The sequence below is a fragment of the Hydrogenophaga sp. A37 genome (assembly GCF_002001205.1).
In the GTDB taxonomy this organism is placed as follows: domain Bacteria; phylum Pseudomonadota; class Gammaproteobacteria; order Burkholderiales; family Burkholderiaceae_C; genus Hydrogenophaga.
This window is the reverse complement of record NZ_MUNZ01000188.1, coordinates 1-13,168: the sequence shown is the minus strand read 5'-3', so window position 1 is coordinate 13,168 and position 13,168 is coordinate 1. Positions and strand designations below refer to the sequence as shown.

13 protein-coding genes are annotated in these 13,168 nt (G+C 67.7%); 5 read left to right on the top strand and 8 right to left on the bottom strand.

What is annotated here, in order from left to right; translation table 11 throughout:
• Window positions 1-143: 143 nt before the first annotated feature.
• From B0E41_RS24720 to B0E41_RS26890, 7 genes are all read right to left on the bottom strand, one after another.
• Entirely contained in the window at window positions 144-1,199 is a 1,056-nt protein-coding gene (locus B0E41_RS24720) for a VWA domain-containing protein (protein ID WP_077335869.1), read from the bottom strand.
• A gap of 11 nt (window positions 1,200-1,210) precedes the next feature.
• Complete coding sequence (locus tag B0E41_RS24715) at window positions 1,211-2,296, bottom strand: DUF58 domain-containing protein (protein ID WP_077335533.1); 1,086 nt, start codon at window positions 2,294-2,296, stop codon at window positions 1,211-1,213.
• Between the two features lie 15 nt (window positions 2,297-2,311).
• A complete protein-coding gene (locus tag B0E41_RS24710) occupies window positions 2,312-3,313 on the bottom strand; it encodes a MoxR family ATPase (protein WP_077335531.1) in 1,002 nt (333 codons plus the stop codon).
• A gap of 16 nt (window positions 3,314-3,329) precedes the next feature.
• Window positions 3,330-4,250, bottom strand: coding sequence for a trypsin-like peptidase domain-containing protein (locus tag B0E41_RS24705; protein WP_077335529.1), 921 nt, complete (start codon window positions 4,248-4,250; stop codon window positions 3,330-3,332).
• An 81-nt stretch (window positions 4,251-4,331) separates the two neighbouring features.
• Entirely contained in the window at window positions 4,332-7,235 is a 2,904-nt protein-coding gene (locus tag B0E41_RS24700) for an aconitate hydratase (RefSeq protein ID WP_077335527.1), read from the bottom strand.
• Between the two features lie 84 nt (window positions 7,236-7,319).
• The gene (locus tag B0E41_RS24695) at window positions 7,320-7,478 is read right to left on the bottom strand and encodes a DUF3309 family protein (protein ID WP_077335525.1); all 159 of its coding nucleotides are present in this window, start codon (window positions 7,476-7,478) and stop codon (window positions 7,320-7,322) included.
• Window positions 7,479-7,509: 31 nt separating this feature from the next.
• Entirely contained in the window at window positions 7,510-7,833 is a 324-nt protein-coding gene (locus B0E41_RS26890) for a collagen-like protein (protein WP_143434014.1), read from the bottom strand.
• Between the two features lie 195 nt (window positions 7,834-8,028).
• Here B0E41_RS26890 and yegQ point away from each other — a divergent pair, with 195 nt between their 5' ends.
• Window positions 8,029-9,405 (top strand): tRNA 5-hydroxyuridine modification protein YegQ, encoded by a 1,377-nt coding sequence (gene yegQ, locus B0E41_RS24685; RefSeq protein ID WP_077335523.1) that lies wholly within the window; start codon window positions 8,029-8,031, stop codon window positions 9,403-9,405.
• A 10-nt stretch (window positions 9,406-9,415) separates the two neighbouring features.
• Here yegQ and B0E41_RS24680 read toward each other — a convergent pair whose 3' ends face one another.
• Window positions 9,416-9,817 carry a hypothetical protein gene (locus B0E41_RS24680; RefSeq protein ID WP_077335521.1) on the bottom strand — a complete coding sequence of 134 codons (402 nt, stop codon included), beginning with the start codon at window positions 9,815-9,817 and terminating at the stop codon, window positions 9,416-9,418.
• A 122-nt stretch (window positions 9,818-9,939) separates the two neighbouring features.
• On the opposite strand from B0E41_RS24680, the gene B0E41_RS24675 reads away from it, so the two are divergent.
• The 4 genes from B0E41_RS24675 (at window position 9,940) to B0E41_RS24660 (ending at window position 13,102) form a co-directional block, all read left to right on the top strand.
• Entirely contained in the window at window positions 9,940-10,767 is an 828-nt protein-coding gene (locus B0E41_RS24675; RefSeq protein ID WP_143434013.1) for a helix-turn-helix transcriptional regulator, read from the top strand.
• Window positions 10,768-10,942: 175 nt separating this feature from the next.
• The gene (locus B0E41_RS24670) at window positions 10,943-11,689 is read left to right on the top strand and encodes an MgtC/SapB family protein (RefSeq protein ID WP_077335517.1); all 747 of its coding nucleotides are present in this window, start codon (window positions 10,943-10,945) and stop codon (window positions 11,687-11,689) included.
• Between the two features lie 29 nt (window positions 11,690-11,718).
• Window positions 11,719-12,309: a DUF1566 domain-containing protein gene (locus B0E41_RS24665; protein ID WP_077335515.1), complete on the top strand. Its 591-nt coding sequence runs from the start codon at window positions 11,719-11,721 to the stop codon at window positions 12,307-12,309.
• 193 nt (window positions 12,310-12,502) lie between these two features.
• Complete coding sequence (locus B0E41_RS24660) at window positions 12,503-13,102, top strand: DUF4213 domain-containing proteins (protein ID WP_077335513.1); 600 nt, start codon at window positions 12,503-12,505, stop codon at window positions 13,100-13,102.
• Window positions 13,103-13,168 lie beyond the last annotated feature (66 nt).

Here is a 13,168-nt window from a genome sequence, read left to right as displayed (position 1 = left end):
TTAGCGCAGGCCCACAGCGACGACGATCAATGGGACTTCAGCGCGCCGTGATGCCCTGCTCGATGCACGTCCATGTCAGTCCTTGGCTGTGGGCCTGCCAGCGCAGTCTGGCAAGCGCGCCAAGTGATCGCTGGAACTGACCGCTACAACACCCTGTTGAACCAGAACAACGACAGCCCGGCCGACATCAGCACCAGCAGTGCGGCGGCCAGCGCCAGCAGGCCCGAGACCTCGGTTTCCTTCTTCTCCACCGTGAGCCGTGTGCTCAGCGACTCGTAGACCTGCTTAAGGTTTTCGGCGGTGCCGGCGTAGAAATACTCGCCCTTGGTGTCGCGGGCCACCGACTTGAGTGTCTCTTCGTCCAGCCGCACGCGCATGGACCAGCCCTCGAAACCGATCACCTCGCCGTCCACCGTGCCCACGCCCACTGTGTAGACGCGCACGCCGCGGTCGGCCGCCATCTTGGCCGCCTCGGCCGTGTCAACGCCGGTGGTGCGCTGGCCGTCGGTGAGCAGGATGATCGCGGCCGAGCTGTAGGAGCCGGGAGGCACGGGCTCAAAGGGCTTTTTCTCGGCCTCGGTCTTGGGCTGGTCGATCGCCCTGCCCTGCGGCGCAAACGGGTCGTTGCTGCGGCCGTAGGTGACGCTGGCCAGATCGACCTGCCCGGGGAACAGCTCCGAGAGCGCCACCACGATGGCGCTGCCGATGGCGGTGGCGCGCTGCATCTGGAACTTGTCGATGGCGGCGTTGAGGTCTTCGCGGCTGAGCGTGATGGGCTGCACCACCTGGGCCGATCCGGCAAAGGCCACGATGCCCACGCGCACATGGCGCGGCAGCTCTTTCAGAAACGCCTTGGCCGCGTTCTGCGAAGCGACCAACCGGTTGGGCAACACGTCGGTGGCACGCATGCTGCCCGACACGTCCATGGCCAGGATGATGGTCTGCTGGGTCGACGGCAACACGATGGTCGCCATCGGCCGCGCCGAGGCCAGCAGCATCGCGGCAAAGGCCAGCAACAGCAGCACGGGTGGCACATGGCGGCGCCAGCCCGGGCCCTTGCCCATGGCCTCGCGCACGATGGACAGGCTGGCAAAACGCAGCGAGGCCTGCTTGCGCCGTCGCAGCAACCACCAGTACAGCAGCACCAGCAGCGGCAGGATCAGCAGCAGCCACAGCAACTGCGGCCAGAGGAAGGTGATGGGCAGTTCTTTCATGGTGTGCCTTCCGGTGCGGTTGAACGGGCGGCAGAAGGGTGGACCGCAGACGCACGGGTCGACAGGTGCGAAGGCAGGCCCTGGCGCAGCCCGTGGCGGCGCTTGCGCAGGTCCACGAAACGCAGGATTGCGTCGGCCAGGTCGTCGTCGGTGGCCAGCTCCAGGGTGTCCACGCCCGCCTGGGTGAAGCTCTCGCGCAGTTGCGCTTCACGCTGCGCGGCGATGCGGGCGAAGCGCAGGCGAAAGCCCTTGTCGTGCGTGTCCACCAGCAACTGCTCGCCGGTTTCAGCGTCGCGCACGCGGATCAGGCCCAGGTCCGGCAGTTCCAGCTCCAGCGGGTCCATCAGGCGCACGGCCACCACATCGTGGCGCCGCGCCAGCTCGCCCAACGGTCTTTCCCAGCCGGGTTCGCTGATGAAGTCGGACACCACAAACACGGTGCAGCGCTGGCGCACGGTGTGGGTGGCCATGTGCAACAGGTCGGCCAGGCGGGTGGCGCCGCTGTCCGCTGGAGACGGCTGGTGTCGCCCCCTTGAGGGGGTCGCGCGTTGCGCGGCGGGGGTCTTCAACAAGTTCAGTAGACGCAACACCTGCAGCCGCCCACCGCGCGGCGGCAGCACCGTGTCCACCACCGCCTTGCCGCGCCCGCCATAGAGCACCGCGCCCACGCGGTTGCCGTGCCGGCTGATCAGTCGCGCGAGCACCCCGACAAAGCCCTGCAGCAGTTCGATCTTGCGCTGCTCACCCGAACCGAAGTCCACCGAGGGGCTGAGGTCGAGCAGGAACCAGGCCGCCATTTCGCGGTCTTCGGTGAACACGCGCACGTGCGGCTGCTGCAGCCGCGCGGTGACATTCCAGTCGATGTGGCGAACGTCGTCGTGGTGCTGGTACTCGCGCAGGTCGGCCAGGTCGAGCCCGGTGCCGCGCATGAGGGTGCGGTAGTCGCCCTGCAGCAGGCCGTCGAGCCGCCGGATCACGGTCCACTCCAGGCGGCGCAACAACGCGTCCGCTTTCTCACCCGCACCCGCTGCGGGTGGCGGTGGCGGCTCGGGCGCGCGGGACTTGAAGAGGCCGAACAACATGGCGTCGATCCCCGTTCAGGCGGCCTTCTTCTCGTGCTCCAGCGGGCGCGCGGGCGCGGGCACCGCCTTCACGATGCGGGCAATCAGCGCGTCGCTGTCCAGCCCCTCGGACAAGCCCTCGTACGACAGCACCAGCCGGTGGCGCAACACGTCGGGCACGATGTCTTTCATGTCTTCGGGCAGCGCGTAGCTGCGCCCTCGCAGCATGGCCAGGGCGCGCGCGCCTTCGACCAGGCCGATGGTGGCGCGCGGACTGGCGCCGTAGGTGATGAGCTGGGCCATGTCCTTGATGCCGTGCTTCTCGGGCGCGCGCGTGGCCGACACGAGCTTGACGGCGTACTGCACGAGCGAAGGGTCCACATAGACCTGCCGGCACAACACCTGCAGCGCGGCCAGCTGGTCGGTCGTGGCCACGGCGTTCACCTGCACGGCCGGGCCGGTGACGCGCTCGACGATCACGTACTCCTCTTCGTCGGTCGGGTAGTCCACCAGCACCTTCATCATGAAGCGGTCCACCTGCGCCTCGGGCAGCGGGTAGGTGCCTTCGGTCTCGATGGGGTTCTGCGTCGCCATCACCAGAAACGGGCTGGGCACTTTGTGCGACTCGCCGGCGATCGTCACTTGCCGCTCCTGCATCACCTCCAGCAGCGCGCTCTGCACCTTGGCCGGCGCCCGGTTGATCTCGTCGGCCAGCAGCAGGTTGGCAAACACCGGCCCGAGCGAGGTGCTGAAGTCGCCGGTCTTCTGGTTGTAGATGCGCGTGCCCACGAGGTCGGCGGGCACCAGGTCGGGTGTGAACTGGATGCGTTTGAAACGCCCCTGCACCACATCGGCCAGGGTCTTGACGGTCAGCGTCTTGGCCAAGCCGGGCACACCCTCCACCAGCAGGTGGCCCTGCGCCAGCATGGCCACCATCACCCGCTCCAGGAAGCGGTCCTGCCCGACCACGACGCGTTTGACCTCGTAGAGGATCTGCTCCATGAGCCGGGCGGTGTCGGGGGTGTTGCTCTCGCTCATGAAACGCTCCTTGGGATCAAAACGGGGGAAGACCGGCGGCCGATGCGGCACTTTCAATGGGCACAGCAAAACCAATGCCCACAAAGGTCCGGTGGCTGGTGGGGTTAAGGATGCCGGTGACGATGCCGACCACCTCGCCGTCCATGGTGACCAGCGGCCCGCCGGAATTGCCCGGGTTGGCGGCGGCGTCGAACTGGATCAGGTTGTTGATTTCCTGCTCGCCTTCGGGCGACTTGAAGGCGCGCCCCAGGCCGGAGATCACGCCCGCCGAGGTGGAAGGGCCGATGCCGAAGGGAAAGCCCACCGCCACCACCTCGTCGCCCGGCGCCAGGTCGGCCGTGGTGCGCAATGTGGCGGCGTGAAAGTCGTCGGGAATGATCAGCGCCTGCAGCACCGCCAGATCGTGCTGGGCCTGCACGCCCGCGACGTTGGCGCCCGACTCGGAGCCGTCGGCAAACACCAGTTTGATGGTCTGCGCCGACTGCACCACATGCAGGTTGGTGAGGATGATGCCCTTGTCGGTGATGACCACGCCGGTGCCCACGCCGTGCTCCACCTCTTCGCCCTGCTTGTTCTTCACGTAGGACACGACCCGCACCACGGCGGGGCGGATTTTCTCGGCCGCGCGGGCCGCACGCGAGGGCAGGTTCTGTGTGGTGAGCGTGCGCAGCACGGCGGCGTCGATGTCTTTTTGCGTGAGTGCCTTGGGACCTTGCGTCGACTGTTGCCACACCGATGCCAGCAACAGGGCACCCATGAGGACCAGCGCCGCCCACATCACCCTCGGGCTCACCGCAGCGGTCGCCAGCCCGGCTCGCCAGCGCTCCCGCCGGGGAACCTGGCTCATGACAGGCTGGGCCGCCGTCGTGCTTTCAACCCCGGGACCCGGTGGAGGGACGGCTCGTGCCGATCGGCTGTACAGGGCAGGCTTTCGCATGGCGACTCCTGGTGCGCCGGGGGCCGGCGGGGGTGACGGACAAGTCCGTTTGACACATCATGCCGCGTTGAGGCGAGTGGCTCAAGCGCTCAACAATTGCCTCAGCACATGGGGGAGGATTCCTCCGGCACGGAAATGGTTCACTTCCATCGGCGTGTCGATGCGCAGCACCAGCGGGATCTCGCGGCGGTCACCGTCAGGGTCGACGATCACCAGACGGGCTTCGCTCTGCGGCTGGAGGTCGGCGGGAGGGATCACGTCGATCTCTTCTTCCCCGGTCAGCCCCAGGCTTTCCCAGGAATCGCCCGCCTTGAATTGCAGGGGCAACACCCCCATGCCCACCAGATTGCTGCGGTGGATGCGCTCGAAGCTGCGCGCGATCACGGCCTTGATGCCCAGCAACTGCGTGCCTTTGGCGGCCCAGTCGCGGCTGGAACCGGTGCCGTACTCTTCGCCCGCGAAGATGACCGTGGGCACTTGCGCCGCGCGGTAGCGCATGGCGGCTTCGAAGATGCTCATGGTCTGACCCTGCCCGATGCCCTCGTGCTGGTAGATCGTCTGGCCGCCCTCTTCCCGCGAACCGTCGGGGCCGGGGGGCAGCATCAGGTTCTTGATGCGCACGTTGGCGAAGGTGCCACGCATCATCACCTCGTGGTTGCCGCGCCGGGCGCCGTAGCTGTTGAAGTCGGCCTTGAGCACACCATGCTCCAGCAGCCATTGGCCCGCCGGGGAGTTTTCCTGGATCGACCCCGCGGGCGAGATGTGGTCGGTGGTGATCGAGTCGCCGAACAGGGCCATGATGCGCGCGCCACGGACCGCGGCCGAGAGGCTGGGGGGCGCCTCCAGGGCGAAGCCCTCAAAAAACGGGGGCTCGGCGATGTAGGTGCTCTGGGGCCAGGTGTAGGCCAGACCGTCCACGCCCCGGATGTGCTCCCAGAGCTTGCCCGGCTCGGTGGCGATGCGTTCGTAGTTCTCGCGATAGGCCTTGCCGTGCATCGCGTATTTCAACAGCGCGTGGATTTCGTCGCTGGACGGCCAGATGTCGCCCAGGTACACCGCCTTGCCTTGGGTGCCGAAGCCGACCGGCTCGGTCATGAGGTCGCGCAACACGGTGCCGGCGATGGCGTAGGCCACCACCAGCGGCGGGCTGGCCAGGAAGTTGGCCTTGAGGTTGGGGTGGATGCGGGCCTCGAAGTTGCGGTTGCCCGAGAGCACGGCGGCGCAGACCAGGTCGTTCTGCGCAATGACCTCGTTGAGCTCGGCCGTGAGATCACCGGCGTTGCCGATGCAGGTGGTGCAGCCGTAGCCCGCGAGCGAGAAGCCCAGCTTTTCCAGGTACGGCAGCAGCCCGGTGCGGGTCAGGTACTCGGTGACGATGCGCGAGCCCGGCGCAAGCGAGGTCTTGATGTGCGGCTGCACCTTGAGCCCAGCCTCCACAGCCTTCTTCGCCAGCAGGCCGGCGGCCAGCAGCACGCTGGGGTTGCTGGTGTTGGTGCAGCTGGTGATGGCGGCGATCAACACGTCCCCGTTGCCGATGGTCAGTTTTTTCTGCACCGCGTGCGAAGGGGGCTCGGTCTTGGCGTGGGCCATGGCGCGCGCCGGCTTGTTGGCCTCCATTTCGGCCACGAAGCGCGGTGCGCCCGGGGGCGTGGGGGTCGCCTTCTCGGGCGCCAGGGTGTCGGCCGGTTCGCCCAGCTCGGGCTGGTGGCGGGTGTGCAACATCGCCGCCGGGCGGTTGAAGCCGTTTTGCGCGGCGGGCAGGCTGAACAACTCGGCGAACTGTTGCGACACCCGGCCGAGTTCGATGCGGTCTTGCGGGCGCTTGGGGCCGGCGAGGCTGGGCGTCACCTGGCCCAGGTCCAGCGTGACCACCTGCGAGTACACGATGTCGCCGCTGGCTTGCGATGCCCCCGCAGCGCCGGGCACGCCAAACAACCCCTGCGCGCGGAAGTAGGCCTCGAAGGCCTCGATCTCGGCCACGCTGCGGCCGGTGCCCCGGAAGTAGTCGAGCGTCTTGTCGTCCACCGGAAAGAAGCCCATCGTGGCGCCGTATTCGGGGGCCATGTTGGCGATGGTCGCGCGGTCGGGCAACGACAGCGAGGCCGTGCCTTCGCCGAAGAACTCCACGAACTTGCCCACCACCTTGTGGCGGCGCAGGATCTCGGTCACGGTCAGCACGAGGTCGGTCGCGGTGCAGCCCTCACGGAGCCGGCCGGTGAGCTCGAAGCCGACCACGTCTGGCGTGAGGAAAGACACCGGCTGGCCCAGCATGGCCGCCTCGGCCTCGATGCCGCCCACGCCCCAGCCCACCACGCCGATGCCGTTGATCATGGTGGTGTGGCTGTCGGTGCCAACCAGGGTGTCGGGGTAATAGAGACCGCCCTTCATGTGCACGCCGCGCGCCAGGTACTCCAGGTTGACCTGGTGCACGATGCCAAAGCCTGGCGGCACGACGCCAAAGGTGTCGAAAGCCTGCATGCCCCATTTCAGGAACTGGTAGCGCTCGCGGTTGCGCTGGAATTCCAGCTTCATGTTGAGGTCGAGCGCGTTCTTCGTGCCGTAGTGGTCGACCATCACCGAGTGGTCCACCACAAGGTCCACCGGCACCAGCGGCTCGATCTTCCGTGGGTCCTGGCCCAGGCGCAGCGCCGTGCTGCGCATGGCGGCCAGATCGGCGAGCAGCGGCACGCCGGTGAAGTCCTGCAGCACGACGCGCGCCACGGTAAAGGGTATTTCGTCGGTGCGCTCGGCGTTGGGCTGCCAGTTGGCCAGGCGCGCCACCTGCTCGGGCAGCACGCGCTCCCCATCGCAATGCCGTAGCACGCTCTCCAGCACGATGCGCAGCGACACCGGCAGGCGGCTCACGTTGGGATGCTGCTTGGCCAGCGCGGGCAGGGAATAAAAGCGACCGCTCTTGCCGGACGCGGTGCGGAAGGATTTGACGGTGGAGGCAAACGGATGCGCAAAATCAACGCGGGACAGCATGAACGGCTCCTTCGGGAGGGTTCCCGGACGGCTCATTTTTGCCGCTCAGGCCATCACCGCGCTGGCTGTAGTGGATATGCGCTGTCAGAGGCGACCCATCAGCACCAGCACCACCAGGATGACCACCACCAGGCCCAGACCGCCGGTGGGCCCATAGCCCCAGCTTTTGCTGTGCGGCCAGGTGGGGAAAACGCCGATCAGCATCAGGATCAGCACGATCAGCAAGATGGTTCCAAGGCTCATGATGGGCTCCTGTGGGTGGCGGGTGTGACGATCAATTGGCGGGTGCGGGGGCTGGCGGTGCCGGCTCGATGATCACGGTGGTGCTGCCACCGGTCTTGCCCGCCTTGCCCTCTTCGCCCTGGGTCCCTGTGGCACCCTGGGTGCCGGTGTAGCCCTGTTCACCCGTGCTGCCTTGCACGCCTTGTCCGCCGGTATCACCTTGTGCACCGGCGGCACCAGAGGCACCCGTGGCACCGGCCGGGCCGGCGGGGCCTGGAACCACCACGGGCGGTGGGTTGATGACCACCGGGGTCCGGTCGCAGGCGGCCAGGCCGATGGTGGACAGCAGCGTCAAAAGCAGGGCAATTTTTTTCATGGAGAAATCCTTGTTCGAAAACGGTTGTGGCGGGTGAGGCCTTGCTTCGCCTTGATCACCCTTGTGGCTGGTCAGGCACATGTGTCCAACCAGCGTGGGCTCAGCGTAGTGGGGCGTTTGGGAACGGTCTGTGCGTTGGCGAACACGCCGCCTTGGCTGGAAGCACACCCGCTTTGCAGGACAATCCCGGGTGTGATGAAAGCCCCCGAACTCCTGCTCCCCGCCGGCACGCTGCAACGCATGCGCGCCGCCTACGACTTCGGCGCCGACGCCGTCTACGCCGGCCAACCGCGCTACAGCCTGCGCGCGCGCAACAACGAGTTCCGCATGGAACAGATCGCGCAGGGCATTGAAGAAGCCCACGCACGCGGCAAAAAATTCTTCGTCACCAGCAACCTGATTGCGCACAACGACAAGCTGCGCACCTACATCCGCGACCTGCAGCCGGTGGTGGAGTTGAAGCCCGACGCGCTCATCATGGCCGACGCCGGCCTGATCATGCTGGTGCGCGAGCAGATGGACAAAGGCCTCTGGCCCGAGGTGCCGATCCACCTCTCGGTACAGGCCAACACCACCAACAGCGCGGCGGTGAAGTTCTGGCACAAGCAGGGGGTGAGCCGCATCATCCTGAGCCGCGAGCTCAGCCTGGACGAGGTGCAGGCGATCCGCAACGACTGCCCGGACATCGAGCTCGAAGTGTTCGTGCACGGGGCGCTGTGCATCGCCTACTCGGGCCGCTGTCTGCTGAGCGGCTACTTCAACCGCCGCGACCCCAATCAGGGCACCTGCACCAACGCCTGCCGCTGGGAGTACAAGACCCAGACCGCGAGCACCGACACCGACACGGGTGAAGCGGTGCCGCTGGCGCAGCTCGACGGCTTCAACTTCGCGCAGGAAGACGAAGAAGCGGCCAGCGCGTTCTCCACCGTGGGCAACGGCCAGCGCCACCCTGAAGCCAACAAGGTTTGGCTGATCGAAGAAGCCGGCCGCCCGGGCGAACTCATGCCGATCATGGAAGACGAGCACGGCACCTACATCATGAACAGCAAGGACCTGCGCGCGGTGGAGCACGTGGGCAAGTTGGCGGCCATGGGCATCGACTCGCTCAAGATCGAAGGCCGCACCAAGAGCCACTACTACGTGGCGCGCACCGCGCAGGTCTACCGCCGCGCCATCGACGACGCCGTGGCCGGCAAGCCCTTCAACCCCGAGCTGCTGCTGGAGCTGGAAGGCCTGTCCAACCGCGGCTACACCGGCGGCCTGATGGAGCGCCGCCCGGCGCAGGACTACCAGAACTACATCACCGGCCACAGCGAGAGTCATCGCAGCCAGTTCGTCGGCGAGGTGCTGCAGGTGCGCGAAGACGGCTGGACCGAGGTCGAAGCCAAGAACCGCTTCGCCGTCGGCGACCGGCTGGAGGTGATTCACCCCGGCGGCAACCGCGTCGTGCAGCTCGACGCCATGCGCAACCAGGACGGCAACGCCATCGAGGTCGCGCATGGCAGCCCGATCCGCGTCTGGGTGCCGCTGGGTGCGCCCACCGAGGGTGCGCTGATTGCGCGGCTGATCTGAGCCAACGCGTTCAGGCCACCGCCAGGCCCTGCGTCTGACGGCTGCCCGCCCACTCCAGCTCGGCCAGCCCGAACACGAACGCCGCCTGCAGCAGCACCCACACCGCGCCCAGCGTGGTGAGCGGCAGGCCGGCGCCCCAGACCGCCCACACGCTGGCGGCCACCCACAGGAAATTGCCCGCCGCCAGCAGGCGCACGCCCGCAGACGGAGGCCGGGCTCGCGAAGCCAGCGCGCCTGACAACAGCGCCGCGCCGCAAACAATCACGCCCGACACCTGCAGCCAGGCCAAGGGCAGGCCCAGCCACTCGGACAACAAGTCTGAAAACCCGAAATGCGCGACGGCCATGCCCAGGCCACTGGCGGCATCCAGCCAGAGCACGCGACGCAACGCAGAAACCGACAGATTCAACATGGTGAACTCCTTGAAGGGGTTGAAAAGAAGGAACGGGAGCCACCATGCTCGGCCAGCGCCCGCACCGGGTCCATGACCCCGCAGGTCATGGACCGTCGGCGCGACCGATCTACCATGCGCCCATGCACGCCGCCCTTGCCCCCACACCCACACGCCGCACCAGCGTCGGCGACCACCTGCGCCACTGGCGCCAGCTGCGCCGCCTGAGCCAGCTTGATCTGGCAGCCGACGCCGAACTCTCCACGCGCCACCTGAGCTGCGTGGAAACCGGCAAGGCCAGCCCCAGCCGCGAGCTGGTGCTGCGACTGTGCGAGCGGCTCGCGGTACCGCTGCGCGAGCGCAACGCCTGGCTGGTCGCGGCGGGTTACGCGCCCATGTACCGGGAGCACGCCATGGACGACCCCAGCATGCTGGCCGCGCGCCGCGCCGTGCAGCACATCCTGGACAGCCACGAGCCCTGGCCCGCCGTGGCCTTCGACCGGCACTGGAACATGGTGTTGGCCAACCGCATGGTCGCGCCGCTGCTGGCCGGCGTGGCGCCCGAACTGCTGCAGGGGCCCGTCAACCTGCTGCGCATCAGCCTGCACCCGGACGGCCTGGCGCCGCGCATCGCCAACCTCAACCAGTGGCGCGAGCACCTGTTTGGCCGCCTGCGCCAGCAGATCCACCAGACGGGCGACGAGGGCCTGGCGGACCTGCTGACCGAGCTGATGGCCTACCCGGCCCAGCCCGCCAACGCCACGCAGCGACTGGATGGCGAACACCCTGGCGTGCTCATGCCCTTCCTGTTCGAGACGCCGGGTGGCACCCTGCACCTGATCAGCACCACCACCGTGTTCGGTTCGCCGGTGGACATCACGCTGCAGGAACTGGCGCTTGAGACCTTCTTCCCAGGTGACGAGGCCACCGCCGATGCCTTGCGCGCGATGGCCGCTGGCCACGCTGGCTGAGGGCCGCTGCTGGTCCGGCGGCCACGGACCCTGAAGCCACCCACTCCGACGGCCCCTCCTGAGATCTCAAACACGTTCCACACGGCGCTCAGCTTTCCCCCAACCCGGCCGATACAGGCATCAAGGCCGCCGCGCGCAACGCGGCTGCCAAGGCATCACTGAAAAGGGTTGGATCATGCTTTCGTGGGAGTGGATGGCCTCGTTCTGGTCGACGCCCATCGTCGAGGCGAACCTGGTCGTGTTCATGAACCTGCTGGGCGCCCTGCTGCTGGGCCTGGTGGTGGGTTACGAACGCTCGTACCACGGCCGCGCCGCCGGCATGCGCACCTACGGCATCGTGTGCATGGCCTCTGCCGCGTTGACGGTGTTCGTCGGTTACTCGGCTTACTGGTATGGCGGCCACGGCGGGGAAACCAGCGTGATCACCGACCCCACTCGGGTGGTGCAGGGCATCGTCACCGGCATCGGTTTTCTCGGCGCCGGCGTCATCATGAAAGAGGGGCTGAGCATCAGCGGCCTGACCACAGCGGCCTCCATCTGGGCCTCGTCCGCCATCGGCGTGCTGGTCGGTGTCGGGCTGTACGGCGCGGCGATTTTGCTGACCGCCTTGTCCACCGCGCTGATGGTGTGGGGCTCGCGCCTGGAATCTCATCTGCCCTCGCGCCACGCCATCGGCATCAGCTTGCGCTTTGGTGCCGCACACGCGCCAACCGAGGCCGAACTTGCCGGCTGGCTCAAGGACTGCGGCTACGAGCTCGCGCCCGGGTCGATCGCCATCCACGTGGAAAACGCGCTGGCCCAGTGGCACTTCGTGGCGGTGGCCATCGACCGGTGCAGCTGCTGGTCGTTGCCCCGGCTGGCCGAGCAGTTGGGCGCCCGGCCCGAAGTCGAGGTGGTGGGCGTGGCCCACGCCCGCAACTGAACCCACTGAAACCACCTGCCGTGAACCCCATGAACAGACCCACCTCCCGCCCCGCCCGTTTCCTGCTCCTCGGGGCCCTGTGCGCCGGGTGGCCCGCGGCCTTCGCCGCCACCAGCGACGAGGTGGCCCCGCCCGACTGGGGGCTGACGAAGGATGGCGGCCACATCATCCACAGCAGCGCCCGCGTGGCCTGGCCCCGCTGCGTGGAAGGCATGCAATGGACCGGTCAGCGCTGCACCGGCACGGCCTTGCAGCTCGACCACGCCGAAGCGCTCGCGCACGTCAAGGCGCGCGAGAAGGCCGAAGGCATCGCCTGGCGCCTGCCGCACATGAAAGAGCTGCAGCAACTGGCCAACCAGAACGCCCAGCCGACCCCGGCGGGACAGACGCTGTTGCCAACGGTCGGTGAGGGCTGGTGCTGGACCGCCACGACCACCATCAACACGCCTTCTTTCAACGCCTACAGCTACAACAACGTCCAACGTGGCCTGAACGGGCAGAACACCAGACAGTTGAAGTTTCTGCACGGCTGGGCCGTGAACACCGCCACGGGCGAGTCGCACGGCGACGTGCTGAAACGCAGCAAGCTGACGGTGAGGCTGGTGCGGCCGATCGACTGAAAGCCCCCCGCAGCGCTTCGCGCTACCCCCAAAGGGGGGCGGCACTGGACGTCCGGCAGAGCCGGCCCGCCGGTGCCCTTGGGTGGCCCCGTTTCTGCGTCGCGAGACTCGTTCCGACGCCGGCCCGGTGCCAGAATCTGGCCACCGCCGCCCCTGGCAGAGCCTGCCACCGCCCCGCCGTCCTCAAGCCGCCATGAACCCATCCCCCTCCATCGCCTCGGCCATCCTCTCGCAACTCGCGGCCATCGCGCAGCGTCACCCCACGCCACGGGTGCGCCGTCTGCACCTGCCGCGCAGGCTTGGCGCTGCAGGTGAGCACGATGCCGAGTTCTGCGCCATCGAGCTGGAAGACGGCGCGTTTGGCCTGTCTTACGTGCTGCTCGGCGACACGCTGGCCGCGCTGCTGCGCGCGCACGGTGGCGGCGAATGGCCCTTGCAGGGCGCAGACCCGCTGGCCCTCGCGCAGCGCCTGGCCGGTGGCAGTGCGGTGGAACGCGCCATCGCGCTGGCCGCCGTCAACGCCCTGACCGACTCGGTCTGGCGCCGGGTGGGCTACGAGCCCCCGCCGGCAGGCAATTCGCTCGGCGACGTGCAACTGAACGCACAGGACCACCTGGGCATGATCGGTTTCTTTCCGCCGCTGGTGAAACGCGTCGCCGAGGCCGGCGGGCGGCTCTCGGTGGTGGAGATGAACGCTGAAATGGTCGCGCGCCAGCGAGCACGCTTTCCGGACCCTGATGGCCAGTCAAATTCCCCCGTCTATGGCCACCTCAAACTCCCCCACCTGAACTGATCGGGGATAGGGGTTAAACGCCGGCGTCGTCGGCACCTGTTGGCAGGACATTGATCCAGTCTTCCC